Raw genomic sequence first — 15,530 nt, 5'->3', positions numbered from 1 at the left:
GTAGTAGGCCAGGGCGAAGGCGGCGATCCCCAGCACGACGAGGGCGGTGGCGATACGCAGGAGCCAGTGGAAGAGGAGGGCCATGCAGTTCCCGGCAATGTTGACCGCGCGGTCCGGTCGGTTCGGGTCCTCGACGTTTTTACAGAACTGGCGGGAAGGGACAAGCTGATGGCACGAGTGGTGTTTCCCGGACTGGGTGTCATGGGTTTCCCCATGGCGGGGCATCTTGCCGCGGCCGGGCACGAGGCGACGGTCTATAACCGCCCCGAGGCCAAGGCGCAGGCATGGCTGGAGAAGCACGGCGGCACCCTCGCCCCGACCCCCGCCGAGGCGGCGAAGGGTCAGGATTTCGTGATGGCTTGCGTCGGCAACGACGACGACTTGGGAGGGGTATGCCTGGGGGCACCCCCCCCACCAGACCGCCGCTCAGCGGTCGTCCTCGTCCTCGTCGTCCTTGCTGTCGGGCAGGTTGAAGAGGCTGTCGGCGTCGGGCAGGGCCTTCTCGCGCTCGTCCTCGTCGTCGTCGTTCGAGCCGCCGAGGGTGAAGGTCTCGAGGCCGGAGATCGCCGTCGGGATCTTGGACTCACTGTCCATCGACAGGCTCTGCTCGGTCGAGACCAGCTTGCGGCGCTCGTCGTCGCTCATCACGCCGCCCTCGCGGGCCTTCTTCTCGGCCGCCTTGGCGACCGCGGCGTCGAGCTCGGACTGCTTGCACAGGCCGAGGGCGACCGGGTCGATCGGCTCCATGTTGGAGATGTTCCAGTGGGTGCGCTCGCGGATCGACTGGATCGTCGGCTTGGTGGTGCCGACGAGCTTGGAGATCTGCGCGTCCGCCAGCTCGGGGTGGAACTTGACCAGCCACAGGATCGCGTTCGGGCGGTCCTGGCGCTTGGAGAGCGGGGTGTAGCGGGGGCCGCGGCGCTTCTCCTCGCCGACGGCGGCCGGGTTGAACTTCAGGCGCAGCTTGTGCGTCGGGTCCTTCTCGGCCTTGTCGAGCTCTTCCTGGGTGAGCTGGTTGTTGGCGACCGGGTCGAAGCCCTTGACGCCGGTGGCCACGTCGCCGTCGGCGATGCCCTGCACCTCGAGCTCGTGCATGCCGCAGAAATCGGCGATCTGCTTGAAGCTGAGGGTGGTGTTGTCGACCAGCCAGACGGCGGTGGCCTTGGACATGAGCGGCTTGTCGGCCATTGCCTTGCCTCCTTTGCGAATACGGCTTCCCCCGGCCCCGGAAAGGGGCGAGCCGCAGGCGGCTCCGTTCTCGTTGTCGGGGAACTCGGGCGCTATATAGTCGCCCGGACCGGCTCTGGAAAGGACCAAAATGTATCGCTGCCTGCTGTCGCTGCTCCTCCTCCTGCCCTTTGCCGCTCCCGCCGGGGCGCAGGATCGGGCCGGTGCGTTCGACTATTACGTGCTCGCCCTGTCGTGGTCGCCGAACTGGTGCGCGCGCGAGGGCGACGCGCAGGACTCGCCGCAATGCGACGCCGGCCGGGCGTTCGGCTGGGTCGTGCATGGTCTCTGGCCGCAATACGAGCGCGGCTGGCCCGACTATTGCGCCACCACCGAACGCGCGCCCTCGCGCAGCGAGACGGCGGCGATGGCCGACCTGTTCGGCACCTCCGGCTCGGCCTGGCACCAGTGGCGCAAGCACGGGGTCTGCAGCGGCCTGTCGTCGGCGGACTATTACGCGCTGGCCCGCGAGGCCTTCGGACGCATCGCCCGGCCCGAGGTGTTCCGCAAGCTCGACGAGGCGGTGACGCTGCCCGCCGCGGTGGTGGAGGAGGCGTTCCTCGCCGACAACCCGGACCTCCGGGCCGATGGCATCACCGTCACCTGCCGGGACGGAATGATCCAGGAGGCGCGCATCTGCCTGACCCGCGACCTCGCGTTCCGCGCCTGCGGGGCCGACGTGGCGCGCGATTGCGGCCTCGACGACGCGCTGTTCGAGCCGATCCGCTAGGGCAGGGCCGCCTCGAGTGCGGCCCAGAGCTCCTCGACCGGCTCGCAACCGATGGAGAACCGCACGAAGCCCTCGGGCACCGCGTCGCCCCAGCGGGCGCGGCGTTCGGCGCTGGAATGGACGCCGCCGAAGGAGGTCGCGGGGCGCAGGCAGGCGCAGGCGTCGATCACCCGCTCGGCGACTTCGGCGCTCGCGAAGGTCGCGCCGATCAGGAAGCCGGGCCGCGCCATCTGCGCCCGGGCGAGCGCGTGCGCGGGATCGGACGCGAGCCCCGGATAGCGCAGCGCCGCGACGGCGGGGTGCGCGGCGAGGCGCTCGGCGATGATCCCGGCGCTGTCGCACATCCGCGCGAAGCGCAGCTCCAGCGTCTCGAGGCTCCGGTGCAGCAGCCAGCTTTCGAACGGGCCGGGGATGCTGCCCGACACGGTGCGCCAGCGCGTCATCTCGGCGAGCAGGTCGGCGTCGCGGGTGCTGGCATGGCCCATGAGCACGTCGGAATGGCCGCCGGACGCCTTGGTGTCGGCGGAGACGACGATGTCGGCGCCAAGCTCGAGCGGGCGCTGGCCGAAGGGGGTCATCGTCGTGTTGTCCACCACCGTCAGCCCGCCGGCGGCGCGCACCTCGGCGGAGATCGCGGCGATGTCGCTGAGGTCGAGGCCCGGGTTGCTCGGCGACTCGACGAACACGATGCGGAAGCCGTCGAACCCGCCCTCGGCGTAGGCCGCCGTCGTGCGCTCCTCGACCTCGACGCCGAAGCGCGCCAGCACGTCGTGGCAGAGCCGGCGGGTGACGTAGTAACCGTCGGAGGGCAGCAGCACCCGGTCGCCGCTGCGCAGGTGCGGCAGCAGCGCGGCGGTGATCGCGGCCATGCCCGAGGGAAATACGAGCGTCGGCGCGGCCTCGAGATGGGCGAGCGCGGCCTCGAGCACGTCCCACGTGGGCCCGCCGGCGCGGCCGTAGAAGTGGCCGCCGTCGGGCAGGCCGGGCAGGTGGAACATCGACGCCAGCGTGATCGGCGGCGCGATCGGGTCGCCCTTGGCGAGATCGCGGCCGTGGAGGTGCAGCAGCTCGGCGGCGGAAGGAGGCTTGGGCGGCATCGCGTCAGCCCCGCCCGTCGGGGTACTCGGCCGGGCCCTTCAGCTCGAGCTTGTTGCCGAACGGATCGCGGATGTAGAACGACAGCCCGACCCCGCGCGCGCCGCCGTGGGTGGCCTCGCGCTCGATGGCGACGCCGTGGGCGGCGAGGTGGGCGCGCATCGCGTCGGGCGCGAAGGGCGAGGTGGCGATGCAGACGTGGTCGACGTTGCGGCCCCCGGCGACGGGCGGGCGGGCGCTCTCGGCGCCGGGGTGGGTGGTGTCCCACAGCACGATGAGCGACGCGCCGGTCCAGACCTGCTCCATGCCGAGCGCCGGGTAGGAATAGCCGGGCTGGCAGCCGAGCACGTCGCCGTAGAAGGCGAGCGCGCGGGCCATGTCGTCGACGAGGAACACCACGTGGTCGAGGCCGACGAGGCTGAAGGGCGGGGGGCTGGCGCTGGCGGAACTCATGCCGAAGGGCTTGCCCCGCCGGGCTCAGACATTCAACACGATCTTGCCGATATGCTGCGAGCTCTCCATCCGCGCATGGGCGCGCGCGGCGGCCTCGAGCTCGAACTCCTCGTCGAGCACCGGCCCCACCCGGCGCGCGGCGAGCAGCGGCCAGACCCGCTCGCGCAGCTCGGCGGCGATGCGCGCCTTGGCGAGGTCGGATTGCGGGCGCAGCGTCGAGCCGGTGACGATAAGCCGGCGCATCATGATCTCGGCGAAGTTCACCTCGGCCTTCGCGCCCTGCAGGAACGCGATCTGCACCAGCCGCCCCTCGTCGGCCAGCGCCTCGAGGTTGCGGGCGATGTAGTCGCCGCCGACCATGTCGAGGATCACGTGGGCGCCGCCGGCCTCGCGCAGCACCGACACGAAATCCTCCTCGCGGTAGTTGATCGCCCGCGCCGCGCCGAGCCGCTTGCAGGCGGCGCACTTCTCGGCGCTGCCGGCGGTGGTGAAGACGCGGGCGCCGAAATGGTTGGCGAGCTGGATCGCGGTGGTGCCGATGCCCGACGAGCCGCCGTGGATCAGCACCCGCTCGCCGCCCTGAAGGCGGCCGCGCATGAACAGGTTGGACCAGACGGTGAAGTAGGTCTCGGGCAGGCAGGCGGCTTCCTTGAGGCTCATCCCCTCGGGCACCGGCAGGCAGTGGGCGGCCGGCGTGACGGCGTATTCCGCGTAGCCGCCGCCGGGCAGCAGCGCGCAGACCCGCTCGCCCACCTCCGGCGTCTCGACGCCGGGCCCGACCTCGACCACCTCGCCGGCGGCCTCCAGCCCGGGCAGGTCGGAGGCGTTCGGCGGCGGCTTGTAGAGGCCGGCGCGCTGGAGCGCGTCGGGGCGGTTGACGCCCGCATGAGCGATCCGGATCAGCACCTGCCCGTAGCCCGGCGCGGGCACGGGGCGGTTGCTGGCCACCAGCGCCTCGGGGCCGCCGGGGCGCGTGATCTCGATCGCGCGCATGGTGCGGGTCATGGTCATCGCGGTGTGGTCCAACTGCCGGGAAGATCGAGGGGCGGGGTGCGCGCCGGGGGCCGCACCCGGCCCATGAGCGCGCCGAGCGGGCCGAGCAGGGGGCGCAGCAGCCGGTTGTCGTTGACCTGCGCCTTCAGCTTCTCGATCTGCATCACGTCATCGATGCGCCGGTCGATGAAGTCCGTGGTGGCCTGCTGGTCGAGGCTGTCGTCGCCGAGCCAGTAGAGCACCGCGGAGGCGTAGACGGCCGAGAGCGTCATCCGCTTGGTATACCAGTTGATGTCGTCGGAGCTGTCGCCGAGCGCCGTCCAGATCGCGTCGGCGGTGTCCCAGACCTGCCGTCCGCCCTCGGCGGCGAGGTGGGGCAGGGCGAACAGCGCGGTGCTGCGCCGCACCGCCTCGCGGTCGGTGATCACGTCGAGCCGCAGCCGCACCGCGCGGGCGATTCTGTCGCGGAAGCGCAGCGCCGAGAGGTCTTCCTTCACCAGCGCCGCGCGCATCGCCTCGTCGCCCTGCCGGTGGTACGTCACGGCCAGGTCGACCGCCCCGCGCGGCGCGACGACACGGGCGGCGGCCTCGGTCATCCCGCGGTCGGCGGCGGCGCGCCGGAAGGCGGCGTCGGACCACCCGTCGAAGGCCACGTGGGGCAGGATCGCCTCCACGAGTTCGGCTCTGCGGGGGTCGGGTCGGGGGGTCATGGCAGCACCTCGAATTGTCCGGCTCGTTGCTGGACAAGTTAGTTCCCAGTCGCTATATGGCCACTTCCTGCAACTCCATGCAACTCAACCTTAGAAAGGTGGTGACACCCACAATGCAGGTCAGTGTTCGCGACAACAATGTCGACCAGGCGCTCCGGGCCCTGAAGAAAAAGCTTCAGCGCGAAGGCGTGTTTCGGGAAATGAAGCTCAAGCAACATTTCGAGAAGCCGTCCGAGAAAAAGGCGCGCGAGAAGGCCGAGGCCATCCGCCGTCAGCGCAAGCTCGCCCGCAAGAAAGCCCAGCGCGAAGGGCTTCTCTGAGCGACTTGAACACTTTTGGTGTTTTGACGACCCCCGAGGCTCATGCCCGGGGGTTTGTCGATTCTGGGGGGCGGTCGCGTCGGCCCGTCACTCCTTCCACTTGATCGAGCAGCCCATCGAAGGAACCTGCTCGCGTGGGCCCTCGCCGGTCTTCGCCACCTGCTTCATCGCCTCGTAGAGATCGCGCCGGGTGTCCTCGGGCGCGGCGCGGGCGCGCGAGGCGTCGAGGCGGCCGCGATACTGCAGCTCGAGGTCGGCGTTGAAGCCGAAGAAGTCCGGCGTGCAGGCGGCGCCGTAGGCGCGGGCGACGCGCTGGTCCTCGTCGTGCAGGTAGGGAAAGAAGAAGCCCTTCTCGCGCGCCATCTTCGCCATGTTCTCGAAGCTGTCGGCGGGATGGGATTCGGCGTCGTTCGAGCAGATCGCCGCGAAGCCGACGCCAAGCGCCGACAGGTCGCTCGCGTCGCGCACGATCCGGTCGATCACCGCGAGCACGTAGGGGCAATGGTTGCAGATGAAGGCGATCACCAGCCCGTTCTCGCCCTTCAGGTCGTTGAGCGCGTAGCTGTGGTCGTCGGTGGCGGGCAGCCGGAAGTCCGGCGCTTGCCAGCCGAAATCGCAGACGGGCGGGCTCGCGGCCATGGCGGGGTGCTCCTCGGTTTGCAGTTGCGCACAATGCTAGCGCGGGGCGTCGCGGTTGCCACCGGGGCGCGGGTGCATAGGTTGCGGGGCGACGCACTCACGCACACATACCGAGCGAGGCCGACATGAGCGACACCTATACCCCACCCAAGGTCTGGACCTGGGACAAGGAGAACGGCGGCCAGTTCGCCTCCACCAACCGCCCGATCGCGGGCCCGACCCATGACAAGGAGTTGCCCGTCGGCGAGCACCCGTTCCAGCTCTACTCGCTCGGCACGCCCAACGGCCAGAAGGTGACGATCCTGTTCGAGGAGCTCCTCGCCGCCGGCCACGAGGGCGCGGAGTACGACGCCTGGCTCATCGACATCGGCGCGGGCGACCAGTTCGGCTCGGGCTTCGTCGACATCAACCCGAACTCCAAGATCCCCGCCCTCGTCGACCGCCGCGGCGACACGCCCCTGCGCGTGTTCGAGAGCGGCTCGATCATGATCCACCTCGCCGAGAGCTTCGGCGCCTTCCTCGCCCCCGAGGGGCCGGCGCGGGTCGAGACGCTGAACTGGCTGATGTGGCAGATGGGCAGCGCGCCGTTCCTGGGCGGCGGCTTCGGCCACTTCTACGCCTACGCGCCCGAGAAGTTCGAGTACCCGATCAACCGCTACGCGATGGAGACCAAGCGCCAGCTCGACGTGCTCGACCGCGAGCTGGCTTCGCGCGAATTCATCACCGGCGACAGCTACACCATCGCCGACATGGCGATCTGGCCCTGGTACGGCAACATGGTGCTCGGCCGCGCCTATGACGCCGCCGAGTTCCTCGACGTGAAGAGCTACAAGAACGTGGTGCGCTGGGCCGAGCAGCTCGACGCGCGCCCCGGCGTGGCGCGGGGCCGGCGGGTCAACAAGAAGGCCGACGACCCGAAGGACGGCATCCGCGAACGCCACAGCGCCGCCGACCTCGACCTCTGAACCGAGCCGCGCCCGCCACACCGGCGGGCGCGCGCCCGCCTCAGGGCTGCTTGAGCTGGTCGCGGATCTCGATCAGCACGTCGAGCTGCGACGGGCCGGTATGGACCTCGGGCGCCACGTCGTCGGGCTTCTCCGCCGCCGCCTTGATCCGGTTCACGGCCTTCACCAGCAGGAACACGACGACGGCGATGATCAGGAAGTTGATGCACGCCGTCAGGAACGCCCCGTAGGCGAAGATCGCCGCCCCGCTCTCGCGCGCCGCCTCGAGCCCCACGCCCTCCGGCACCTCGCCCGACATCACCACGTACATCGACTTGAAGTCGATCCCGCCGAGGATCAGCCCGATCACCGGGTTGATCAGGTCGTTCACCACCGATTGCACGATCGCCGTGAAGGCCGCGCCGATGATGATCCCGACGGCGAGGTCCATCACGTTGCCCTTGGCGATGAAGTCCTTGAATTCCTGTATCATTCGTCCCTCTCTCTGCGTCCCGCTCCCAGAATGGCGCGGGCGCGGGCGGAGGGGAACCGTTTTCACGCGGCCCTAGAATTCCACGCCCTGCTGCGCCTTCACGCCCGAGCGGAACGGGTGCTTGACCAGCTCCATCTCGGTGACGAGGTCGGCGATCTCGATCAGGTCGTCATGCGCATTGCGCCCGGTGAGCACCACGTGGGTCATCGCCGGCTTCTCGGTGGCGAGAAACTCCACCACCTCGGCGACCGGCACGTAATCGTAGCGGATCGCGATGTTGATCTCGTCGAGCAGCACCATCTTGTTGCGCTCGTCGCGGATCAGCTCCTTGGCCTTCTCCCACGCCGCGCGCGCCATCTCGGTGTCGCGGGTCTTGTCCTGCGTCTCCCAGGTGAAGCCCTCGCCCATCGTGTGGAACTGGCACAGGTCAGTGAAGCGCGACAGGATCAGGTCGCGTTCGCCGGTCGACATGCCGCCCTTGATGAACTGCACCACCGCCGAGGGCATGCCGTGGGCGATGCAGCGGAAGATCATCCCGAAGGCGGCCGTCGACTTGCCCTTGCCCTTGCCGGTATGGACGACGATCAGCCCCTTCTCGCCGGTCTTGGTCGACATGATCTTGTCGCGCGCGGCCTTCTTCTTGGCCATTTTCTGGGCGTGGCGCTCTGCGTCGTCGGTCATGTCTGGCTCCTCGTCTGCGGCTCGCACCATCGCCCGCCGGACGGGCAGGGGCAAGTCGCGACGGGCGGAGGCGGCGAGGCCGGGCAGCGCCGTCCCGCCGGGGCGGGTCGAGCCTCGCACGACGGCGCCACAGGCATCGACGCCGGACCCGTGGCCCGACCTTCGCCAGAAGCGCCGCCCCGGGGGGGCGGGACGGCGCTGCCCGGCCGGGGGCCGGGCGGGCCGCTCAGCCGCGCCTGTGCGGCGCCTCGAAATCGAGCTCGGGGCCGATCGGGATGATCCGGTGCGGGTTCACCGATTCGTGGCTGTAGTGGTAGTGCGGCACGATATGGTCGAACTGCACCGTCCCGGCCACGCCCGGCACCTGATAGAGGTCGCGCGTGTAGGCCCAGATGTTGGGGTAGTCGACGATCCGGCGGCGGTTGCACTTGAAGTGACCGTGGTAGACCTTGTCGAACCGCACCAGCGTGGTGAACAGCCGCCAGTCCGCCTCCGTCGGCCGCGCGCCCATCAGGTAGCGCCCCTCGCCGAGCCGCGCCTCGATCCAGTCGAGGCTGTCGAACAGCGCCACGACCGCCTCGTCGTAGGCTTCCTGGCTGGTGGCGAAACCGGCCTTGTAGACCCCGTTGTTGACGGTGTCGTAGATCCGCGCGTTCACCGGCTCGATCTCGTCGCGCAGCTCCTCGGGCCAGTAACGATCCCGGTTGCCGGTGATCTCGTCGAAGGCGCTGTCGAACATGCGGATGATCTCGGCGCTCTCGTTCGACACGATTGTGCCGCGCGCCTTGTCCCACAGCACCGGCACCGTCACCTTCGTCGTCGCGTCCGGGTCGGCGCGCAGGTAGGTCTCCCGCAGGAACCGGTCGCCGTGCAGGTCGTCGCCGGTCGCGCCGGGCCAGTCGTCGTCGAAGGTCCAGCCGTCCTCGAGCATGTAGGGGTGCACCACCGACACGCCGATATGCTCCTCGAGCCCCTTGAGCTGGCGGAAGATCAGCGCCCGGTGCGCCCACGGGCACGCATAGCTGACATAGAGGTGGTAGCGCCCCGACTCCGCCGCGAAGCCGCCCTCGCCGGACGGGCCGGCGCTGCCGTCGGCGGTGATCCAGTTGCGAAAGCTCGACTCCGCCCGCGCGAAGCTGCCGCCCTTGTTGGCGGTGTCGCTCGGGGTGGTCTGCCAATCTCCGTTCACGAGGCGGCCCATCGGGTGTCTCCTTGCTGCTTGGGTCACCAGCTAATCTCGCGGCCGCGCACATGTACCCATGCCGCCGCAGAGTCGCCGCGCGTCAGCGCACAGCCCCTGCCGTCGCCCGCGGCGCGCGCACCGTCGCATTTCGGTTTGCACCGGCCCGGCCGCGCCGACTATCAGGGAGCCATGACGAAGCCCCGAATCCGGGGCCGGAGAGGTGGCGTCCGACAGGTCGACCCAGATCGGGGACCGGGCGGGCGCATCGTCGACAAGGCTCCCCCGGGGCCCGGCCCTCCTTTCCGCACAAGCTACTGGAGGTGCCCCATGCGCTCGTTGACGATCCTCGCCCTGCTCGCCGCCTCGCCCGCCGCCGCCCATCCCGGCCACATCGCCGAGGTCGCCGGCCACGGCCACTGGATCGCCGCCGGCGCGCTCGGCCTCGCGGCGCTCGTCGGCCTGCTCGGCGCCCGCGGCAAGCGCAAGGACGACGCGGCCGACGACGCCGCCGAGACCGACGCGGAAACCGCCGAATCATGAGCGCCCCCAAGACCGGCGTGATGATCTGCGGCCACGGCTCGCGCGCGCAGTCCGCCGTCGACGAATTCGCCTCGCTCGCCGAGGGCCTGCCGCCGCTGCTGCCGCCGGACTGGCCGGTCGATTACGGCTACCTCGAGTTTGCCAACCCGGTCCTGCGCGACGGGCTCGACCGGCTGCGCGAGGCGGGCTGCGAGCGCATCCTCGCGGTGCCGGGGATGCTGTTCGCGGCGATGCACGCCAAGAACGACATCCCCACCGTGCTCAACACCTACGCCGCCCGCCACGGCATCGAGGTGCTCTACGGCCGCGAGCTGGGCGTCGACCCCAAGATGATCGCCGCCGCCGCCGCGCGCATCCGCGAGGCGCTCGACCCGCTCGACGACGTGCCGCTGCACGAGACCTGCCTCGTCGTGATCGGCCGCGGCGCCTCCGACCCGGACGCCAACGGCAACGTCGCCAAGGTCGCGCGGATGCTGCACGAGGGGCTCGGCTTCGGCTGGTGCGAGGTCGGCTTCTCGGGCGTCACCTTCCCGCTGGTCGAGCCCTGCCTGAGCCACGTCGCCCGGCTCGGCTACCGCCGCGTCGTCGTGTTCCCCTACTTCCTGTTCTCCGGCATCCTGATCGACCGCATCTACGGCTTCACCGACGAGGTCGCCGCGCGCCACCCGGAAATCGAGTTCGTCAAGGCGCCCTACCTCGGCGACCACCCGCGGGTGCTCGAGACCTTCGCCGAGCGCGTGACCGAACTCGCCGGCGAGGTGCCGCCCCCGAACTGCGCCATGTGCAAGTACCGCACGCAGGTGCTCGGCTTCGAGGCCGAGGTCGGCGCGGTGCAGGAGAGCCACCACCACCACGTCGAAGGGCAGGGCGCCGCCGCCCCCGGCTCCAACGTCGCCGACTGCGCCCTCTGCGACAGCTTCTGCACCGGCCTCTGCCGCCTCGACGCCGCCCACGACCACCACCATCATCATCACCTCCACGATGGCGACCACCACCACCACCACGACCACCACCACCACGCGCCCTATCCCCACGCCGACCACCCCCATGGCCCCGAGAGCGCCCGGCGGACCCGTCGCTGATGCCGCTTCATCTGGCTCCAAATATGCAGGCGCGACGCCGCCAGCCCTCGGACCGCCGGGCATGAGACCCTACGAGAAGGATCCCGCCGCGATCTACGCCGAGAGCTTCGCGACCGTCCGGCGCGAGGCCCGGCTCGGCCGCTTCCCGCCCGCGATGGAGCCGCTCGTCGTGCGCCTGATCCACGCCTGCGGCATGGTCGAGATCGCCGACCGCCTCGCCTTCTCCCCCGCCGCCGCCGAGGCCGGCATCGCCGCGCTGCGCGCCGGCGCGCCGGTGCTCTGCGATTGCGAGATGGTGGCCGCCGGGATCACCCGCCGCCTGCTGCCCGAGGGCGTCGCGCCCCTCGTCACCCTCAACCACCCCGACACCCCCGGGCTCGCCGCCCGCCTCGGCACCACCCGCTCGGCGGCGGCGACGGAGCTGTGGCGCGACCGCCTCGAGGGCGCGGTCGTCGCCATCGGCAACGCCCCCACCGCGCTGTTCCACCTGCTCGAGGGGCTCGACGCCGGCTGGCCGCGCCCGGCGCTGATCCTCGGCTTCCCCGTCGGTTTCGTGGGCGCGGCCGAGAGCAAGGCCGAGCTCGCCGGCAACCCGCGCGGCTGCGACTTCGTCGCCCTGCGCGGTCGGCGCGGCGGCTCGGCGATGGCTTCGGCGGCGGTCAACGCGCTGGCGCTGATGGCGGGCGAGCCGTGAGCGCGCCCTGGCTCCACATCGTCGGCATCGGCGAGGACGGCCTCGACGGCCTCGCCCCGGCCACCCGCGCCGTCGTCGAGTCGGCCGAGGTGATCCTCGGCGGCGAGCGTCACCACGACCTCTCCGGCACCGTCACCGCCGAGCGCATCGCCTGGCCCTCGCCGTTCGACGCGATGATCGACACGATCCGCGCCCTGAAGGGCCGCCGCGCCGTGATCCTCGTCACCGGCGACCCGCTCTGGTTCTCGGTCGGCGCCCGCATCGGCAAGGCCATCGACCCCGCCGAGATCGTCTACCACCCGCAGCTCTCCGCCTTCCAGCTCGCCGCCGCGCGCATGGGCTGGAGCCTCGCCGACGTCGAGACGCTGACGGTCCACGGCCGCCCCGTCGAGCAGATGATCGCCTTCATCCAGCCCGACCAGCGCCTGCTGATCCTCACCACCGGGGCCGACACGCCGGGCCGGATCGCCGCCTTTCTCGCCGAGCGCGGCTTCGGCCGCTCGCGCCTGTCGGTCCTCGCCGCGATGGGCGGCGAGCGCGAGCAGCGCTTCGACGGCACCGCGGCGGACTGGCGCCACGAGGTGCCCGCCTTCAACACCCTCGCCGTCGAGTGCGTCGCCGATCCCGAGGCCGCGCTGCTGCCCCGCGTGCCGGGTCTCGCCGACGAGCTGTTCCGCTCCGACGGCACGATGACCAAGCAGGAGGTCCGCGCCGCGACGCTGGCCAAGCTCATGCCCATGCGCGGCGCGCTGCTCTGGGACATCGGCACCGGCTGCGGTTCGGTGGCCATCGAGTGGATGCGCGCCGCCCGCTACGCCCGCGCCGTCGGCATCGAGCCCCGCGCCGACCGCCGCGCCATGGCCGCCGAGAACGCGCTCGCGCTGGGCACGCCGCGGCTGCAGCTCGTCGAGGGCGAGGCCCCCGCCGCGCTCGCCGGGCTCGAGGCGCCGGACGCGGTCTTCATCGGCGGCGGCCTCTCCGCCGAAGTTGTCGAGGCCGCGTGGAGCGCGCTGCGGCCCCTCGGGCGGCTCGTCGTCAACGCCGTGACACTCGAGAGCGAGGCCGAGCTGCTGGCCCTGCACAAGGCGCGCGGCGGCCAGCTCGTGAAGCTCGCGGTGCAGCGCGCCAGCCCGGTCGGACGGCTGACGGGCTGGAAGCCGCTGATGCCGGTGACCCAGTGGAGCCTCGTGAAACGATGAGCGGCACGCTGCACGGCGTCGGCCTCGGCCCCGGCGCGCCCGACCTGATCACGCTGCGCGCCGCCCGGCTGATCGAGGCGGCGCGGGTCGTCGCCTATCCCGCGCTCGCGGGCGCGCCCTCCTTCGCCCGCGCCATCGCCGCCGACCTGATCGCGCCCGGCGCCACCGAGATCGCCATCTCCCTGCCCATGTCCACCGACCGCGCCCCCGCGCAGGCCGCCTACGACGCCGGCGCCGCCGACATCGCCGCGCACCTCGAGGCGGGCCGCGACGTGGTCTGCCTGTGCGAGGGCGACCCGTTCTTCTACGGCTCGTTCATGTATCTCCACGCCCGCCTCGCCGACCGCTTCCCGGTCGAGATCGTCCCCGGCGTCACCTCCCTCACCGCCTGCGCCGCCCGCGCCGGCCGGCCGCTCGCGGCGCGCAACGAGCGCCTCGCCGTGCTGCCCGCCCCGCTCGACGACGCCACCCTGCGCGCCCGCATCGCGCAGAGCGAGAGCGTCGCGCTGATGAAGGTCGGCCGCCACCTGCCGCGCGTCCGCCGCCTGCTCGCCGAAATGGGCCTCGCCGGCCGCGCCACCTACGTCGCCCGCGCCAGCCTGCCCGACGAGGTCGTGCTCCCGCTCGAAGAGGCGCCCGACACGGCGCCCTACTTCTCGATGATCCTGATAACCAAGGGAGCCGATCCGTGGCTGTGACCCCCGCCCCCTCGCCCGTCGTCGTCATCCTCAACCGCGCCGGCGAGGCCACGGGCCGCCGCATCGCCACCGCCCTCGGCGCGCCGCTGCACGGCCGCGCCGGGCGGGTCGATGCCGCCGACCTGACCTTCGCCGACGCGCTCGAGCACGTGCGCGACCTGTTCCTCGCCGGGGTGCCGGTGATCGGCGTCTGCGCCAGCGGCATCCTCGTGCGCGCCGTCGCGCCGGTGCTCGCCGACAAGCGCACCGAGCCGCCGCTGCTGTCGGTCTCCGACGACGGCGCGGTAATCGTGCCGCTGCTCGGCGGCCACCGCGGCGCGAACCGGCTCGCGCGCGAGGTGGCCGGGGCGCTGGGCGGCGTCGCGGCGGTGACGACGGCGGGCGACGTGAGCCTCGGCGTCGCCCTCGACGCGCCGCCCGAAGGCTGGCGGCTCGCCAACCCCGAGAATGCCCGCGACGCCATGGCCGCGCTGCTCGCCGGCGAGGGCGCGCGCGTCACCGGCGACGCCCCGTGGCTCGCCGAGCTGCCCGACGGCGAGGGCGTGACCCTCACCGCCAGCCTTGCGCCCGTCGCCGACACCGGCCCGCGCCACCTCCACTTCGCGCCCCGGCGGGTGAGCCTCGGCGTCGGCTGCTCGCGCGATTGCCCGCCCGAAGAGCTGCTGGCGCTGGTGCAGCAGACACTGGCCGAGGCCCGGCTCTCCCCCGCCGCCATCCACGCCGTCTCCAGTGTCGACCTCAAGGGCGACGAGCCCGCCGTCATCGCCATTGCGCAGGCCCTCGGCGCGCCCCTGCGCCTGTTCTCCCCCGCCGACCTCGAGGCCGAAACCCCGCGCCTCGCCACGCCCTCCGAGGTGGTCTTCGCCGAGGTCGGCTGCCACGGCGTCAGCGAAGCCGCCGCGCTCGCGCAGGCCGGGCCGGAGGCGGAGCTCGCCGTCGCCAAGCGCAAGACCGCCAACGCCACCTGCGCCATCGCCCTCGCCCCCGCGCCGCTGACGGACCTGCGCGGTCGGGGCCGCGGCCGCGTCAGCCTCGTCGGCATCGGGCCGGGGCAGGCGTCGTGGCGCACGCCGGAGGCCTCGCGCCTGCTCGGCGCCGCCGATGAGCTGGTCGGCTACGGGCTCTACATCGACCTGCTCGGCCCCCTCGCCGCCGGCAAGCCGCGCCGCGACTTCCCGCTCGGCGGCGAGGAAGACCGCTGCCGCTACGCCCTTGAGCGGGCGGGCGAAGGGCGCGACGTCGCCCTCGTCTGCTCGGGCGACGCGGGGATCTACGCGATGGGCGCCCTGGTCTACGAACTGCTCGACCGGCCCGCCGGCCGCGGCGGCGTCAGCGACGCCGCGCGCCGTGTCGAAATCGTCTCCGCCCCCGGCATCTCGGCCCTGCAGGCCGCCGCCGCCCGCGCCGGCGCGCCCCTGGGCCACGATTTCTGCGCCATCTCCCTGTCCGACCTGCTCACCCCCCGCGCCGACATCCGGCGCCGGCTCAAGGCGGCGGCCGAGGGCGATTTCGTCATCGCCTTCTACAACCCCGTCTCCCGCCGCCGCCGCACCCTGCTGGCCGAGGCGCGCGACCTGCTGCTGCGCCACCGCCCCGCCGACACGCCCGTCCTGCTCGCCACCAGCCTCGGCCGCCCCGAGGAGCACCTGCGCTACCGCCGCCTCGACACGCTCGAGGTCGACGAGGTGGACATGCTGACCGTCGTCCTCGTCGGCTCCTCCCAGAGCCGCCTCGTCACCCTGGGCGAGGGTGCGCGCATGTACACGCCGCGCGGCTACGCCAGGAAGCTCGAGGAGGCGGAAGGTGCCTGAATCGGGCGAGGCAGCACGGGCGACGGCCGTGGAGCATG

At 71.9% G+C, this 15,530-nt stretch carries 19 protein-coding genes and 1 pseudogene; 10 read left to right on the top strand and 10 right to left on the bottom strand.

The window, feature by feature from the left end; translation table 11 throughout:
- The coding region (locus tag OG2516_RS20725; RefSeq protein ID WP_425357548.1) for a hypothetical protein at positions 1 to 225 on the bottom strand (225 nt) is incomplete at its 3' end.
- Between OG2516_RS20725 and OG2516_RS19520 the strand changes: the two are divergent.
- Positions 169 to 402, top strand: a pseudogene (locus OG2516_RS19520) (NAD(P)-binding domain-containing protein); the annotation flags it as partial. The gene OG2516_RS20725 and the pseudogene OG2516_RS19520 sit on opposite strands and share 57 nt — an antisense overlap.
- A 24-nt stretch (positions 403 to 426) precedes the next feature.
- Here the strand turns inward: OG2516_RS19520 and OG2516_RS09090 are convergent.
- A complete protein-coding gene (locus tag OG2516_RS09090; protein WP_007255359.1) occupies positions 427 to 1,188 on the bottom strand; it encodes a DUF1013 domain-containing protein in 762 nt (253 codons plus the stop codon).
- A gap of 130 nt (positions 1,189 to 1,318) precedes the next feature.
- Here OG2516_RS09090 and OG2516_RS09085 point away from each other — a divergent pair, with 130 nt between their 5' ends.
- Positions 1,319 to 1,957 (top strand): ribonuclease T2 family protein, encoded by a 639-nt coding sequence (locus tag OG2516_RS09085; protein WP_007255358.1) that lies wholly within the window; start codon positions 1,319 to 1,321, stop codon positions 1,955 to 1,957.
- Here the strand turns inward: OG2516_RS09085 and OG2516_RS09080 are convergent.
- The 4 genes from OG2516_RS09080 to OG2516_RS09065 are packed head-to-tail and all read right to left on the bottom strand — an operon-like array spanning position 1,954 to position 5,208.
- The gene (locus tag OG2516_RS09080) at positions 1,954 to 3,054 is read right to left on the bottom strand and encodes a cystathionine gamma-lyase (RefSeq protein WP_007255357.1); all 1,101 of its coding nucleotides are present in this window, start codon (positions 3,052 to 3,054) and stop codon (positions 1,954 to 1,956) included. The genes OG2516_RS09085 and OG2516_RS09080 overlap by 4 nt on opposite strands.
- A 4-nt stretch (positions 3,055 to 3,058) precedes the next feature.
- Positions 3,059 to 3,505: a VOC family protein gene (locus tag OG2516_RS09075; protein ID WP_007255356.1), complete on the bottom strand. Its 447-nt coding sequence runs from the start codon at positions 3,503 to 3,505 to the stop codon at positions 3,059 to 3,061.
- 24 nt (positions 3,506 to 3,529) lie between these two features.
- On the bottom strand, positions 3,530 to 4,510 hold the full coding sequence (locus tag OG2516_RS09070) for an NAD(P)H-quinone oxidoreductase (protein WP_040615043.1): 981 nt from the start codon (positions 4,508 to 4,510) through the stop codon (positions 3,530 to 3,532).
- 2 nt (positions 4,511 to 4,512) lie between these two features.
- Positions 4,513 to 5,208, bottom strand: coding sequence for a COQ9 family protein (locus tag OG2516_RS09065; RefSeq protein WP_040615041.1), 696 nt, complete (start codon positions 5,206 to 5,208; stop codon positions 4,513 to 4,515).
- Between the two features lie 113 nt (positions 5,209 to 5,321).
- On the opposite strand from OG2516_RS09065, the gene rpsU reads away from it, so the two are divergent.
- Positions 5,322 to 5,528, top strand: coding sequence for a 30S ribosomal protein S21 (gene rpsU / locus OG2516_RS09060; RefSeq protein WP_007255353.1), 207 nt, complete (start codon positions 5,322 to 5,324; stop codon positions 5,526 to 5,528).
- Between the two features lie 87 nt (positions 5,529 to 5,615).
- Here rpsU and OG2516_RS09055 read toward each other — a convergent pair whose 3' ends face one another.
- The gene (locus tag OG2516_RS09055; RefSeq protein WP_007255352.1) at positions 5,616 to 6,167 is read right to left on the bottom strand and encodes a thioredoxin family protein; all 552 of its coding nucleotides are present in this window, start codon (positions 6,165 to 6,167) and stop codon (positions 5,616 to 5,618) included.
- Between the two features lie 125 nt (positions 6,168 to 6,292).
- Here OG2516_RS09055 and yghU point away from each other — a divergent pair, with 125 nt between their 5' ends.
- Positions 6,293 to 7,132, top strand: a complete 840-nt coding sequence (gene yghU, locus OG2516_RS09050; protein WP_007255351.1) for a glutathione-dependent disulfide-bond oxidoreductase — start codon at positions 6,293 to 6,295, stop codon at positions 7,130 to 7,132.
- Positions 7,133 to 7,172: 40 nt separating this feature from the next.
- Here yghU and mscL read toward each other — a convergent pair whose 3' ends face one another.
- The 3 genes from mscL to OG2516_RS09035 all read right to left on the bottom strand — a co-directional run bounded on the left by mscL (position 7,173) and on the right by OG2516_RS09035 (position 9,486).
- On the bottom strand, positions 7,173 to 7,604 hold the full coding sequence (gene mscL, locus OG2516_RS09045; RefSeq protein ID WP_007255350.1) for a large conductance mechanosensitive channel protein MscL: 432 nt from the start codon (positions 7,602 to 7,604) through the stop codon (positions 7,173 to 7,175).
- Positions 7,605 to 7,676: 72 nt separating this feature from the next.
- Positions 7,677 to 8,285 carry a cob(I)yrinic acid a,c-diamide adenosyltransferase gene (gene cobO, locus OG2516_RS09040; protein WP_007255349.1) on the bottom strand — a complete coding sequence of 203 codons (609 nt, stop codon included), beginning with the start codon at positions 8,283 to 8,285 and terminating at the stop codon, positions 7,677 to 7,679.
- Positions 8,286 to 8,511: 226 nt separating this feature from the next.
- Positions 8,512 to 9,486 carry a glutathione S-transferase family protein gene (locus OG2516_RS09035; protein ID WP_007255348.1) on the bottom strand — a complete coding sequence of 325 codons (975 nt, stop codon included), beginning with the start codon at positions 9,484 to 9,486 and terminating at the stop codon, positions 8,512 to 8,514.
- 309 nt (positions 9,487 to 9,795) lie between these two features.
- Here OG2516_RS09035 and OG2516_RS09030 point away from each other — a divergent pair, with 309 nt between their 5' ends.
- The 6 genes from OG2516_RS09030 (at position 9,796) to cobJ (ending at position 15,492) form a co-directional block, all read left to right on the top strand.
- On the top strand, positions 9,796 to 10,008 hold the full coding sequence (locus OG2516_RS09030) for a DUF6732 family protein (RefSeq protein WP_007255347.1): 213 nt from the start codon (positions 9,796 to 9,798) through the stop codon (positions 10,006 to 10,008).
- The gene (locus OG2516_RS09025) at positions 10,005 to 11,090 is read left to right on the top strand and encodes a sirohydrochlorin chelatase (RefSeq protein ID WP_007255346.1); all 1,086 of its coding nucleotides are present in this window, start codon (positions 10,005 to 10,007) and stop codon (positions 11,088 to 11,090) included. The genes OG2516_RS09030 and OG2516_RS09025 overlap by 4 nt, the downstream gene beginning before the upstream one ends.
- Before the next feature lie 61 nt (positions 11,091 to 11,151).
- Entirely contained in the window at positions 11,152 to 11,784 is a 633-nt protein-coding gene (locus OG2516_RS09020; protein WP_007255345.1) for a precorrin-8X methylmutase, read from the top strand.
- A complete protein-coding gene (locus OG2516_RS09015; protein ID WP_007255344.1) occupies positions 11,781 to 12,983 on the top strand; it encodes a bifunctional cobalt-precorrin-7 (C(5))-methyltransferase/cobalt-precorrin-6B (C(15))-methyltransferase in 1,203 nt (400 codons plus the stop codon). Before OG2516_RS09020 ends, OG2516_RS09015 begins: the two co-directional genes overlap by 4 nt.
- A complete protein-coding gene (cobI, locus tag OG2516_RS09010) occupies positions 12,980 to 13,681 on the top strand; it encodes a precorrin-2 C(20)-methyltransferase (protein ID WP_007255343.1) in 702 nt (233 codons plus the stop codon). Before OG2516_RS09015 ends, cobI begins: the two co-directional genes overlap by 4 nt.
- Positions 13,672 to 15,492: a precorrin-3B C(17)-methyltransferase gene (gene cobJ, locus OG2516_RS09005; protein ID WP_007255342.1), complete on the top strand. Its 1,821-nt coding sequence runs from the start codon at positions 13,672 to 13,674 to the stop codon at positions 15,490 to 15,492. The genes cobI and cobJ overlap by 10 nt, the downstream gene beginning before the upstream one ends.
- Positions 15,493 to 15,530: the final 38 nt, after the last annotated feature.

Origin of the sequence: Oceanicola granulosus HTCC2516 (assembly GCF_000153305.1) — a bacterium.
GTDB classification, from domain to species: Bacteria; Pseudomonadota; Alphaproteobacteria; order Rhodobacterales; family Rhodobacteraceae; genus Oceanicola; species Oceanicola granulosus.
Note: the sequence above shows the minus strand (reverse complement) of the source record. Positions and strands in the feature narration are given on the sequence as shown.

Bases quoted from the DNA above. Each gene is read 5' to 3' on its own strand.
- cobO (WP_007255349.1), bottom strand. From the start codon at position 8,285: ATGACCGACGACGCAGAGCGCCACGCCCAGAAAATGGCCAAGAAGAAG.
- OG2516_RS09020 (WP_007255345.1), top strand. From the start codon at position 11,152: ATGAGACCCTACGAGAAGGATCCCGCCGCGATCTACGCCGAGAGCTTC.
- yghU (WP_007255351.1), top strand. From the start codon at position 6,293: ATGAGCGACACCTATACCCCACCCAAGGTCTGGACCTGGGACAAGGAG.
- OG2516_RS09080 (WP_007255357.1), bottom strand. From the start codon at position 3,054: ATGCCGCCCAAGCCTCCTTCCGCCGCCGAGCTGCTGCACCTCCACGGC.
- OG2516_RS09070 (WP_040615043.1), bottom strand. From the start codon at position 4,510: ATGACCCGCACCATGCGCGCGATCGAGATCACGCGCCCCGGCGGCCCC.
- OG2516_RS09075 (WP_007255356.1), bottom strand. From the start codon at position 3,505: ATGAGTTCCGCCAGCGCCAGCCCCCCGCCCTTCAGCCTCGTCGGCCTC.
- OG2516_RS09055 (WP_007255352.1), bottom strand. From the start codon at position 6,167: ATGGCCGCGAGCCCGCCCGTCTGCGATTTCGGCTGGCAAGCGCCGGAC.
- mscL (WP_007255350.1), bottom strand. From the start codon at position 7,604: ATGATACAGGAATTCAAGGACTTCATCGCCAAGGGCAACGTGATGGAC.
- OG2516_RS09085 (WP_007255358.1), top strand. From the start codon at position 1,319: ATGTATCGCTGCCTGCTGTCGCTGCTCCTCCTCCTGCCCTTTGCCGCT.
- rpsU (WP_007255353.1), top strand. From the start codon at position 5,322: ATGCAGGTCAGTGTTCGCGACAACAATGTCGACCAGGCGCTCCGGGCC.
- OG2516_RS09065 (WP_040615041.1), bottom strand. From the start codon at position 5,208: ATGACCCCCCGACCCGACCCCCGCAGAGCCGAACTCGTGGAGGCGATC.
- cobI (WP_007255343.1), top strand. From the start codon at position 12,980: ATGAGCGGCACGCTGCACGGCGTCGGCCTCGGCCCCGGCGCGCCCGAC.
- OG2516_RS09025 (WP_007255346.1), top strand. From the start codon at position 10,005: ATGAGCGCCCCCAAGACCGGCGTGATGATCTGCGGCCACGGCTCGCGC.
- OG2516_RS09090 (WP_007255359.1), bottom strand. From the start codon at position 1,188: ATGGCCGACAAGCCGCTCATGTCCAAGGCCACCGCCGTCTGGCTGGTC.
- OG2516_RS09035 (WP_007255348.1), bottom strand. From the start codon at position 9,486: ATGGGCCGCCTCGTGAACGGAGATTGGCAGACCACCCCGAGCGACACC.
- OG2516_RS09030 (WP_007255347.1), top strand. From the start codon at position 9,796: ATGCGCTCGTTGACGATCCTCGCCCTGCTCGCCGCCTCGCCCGCCGCC.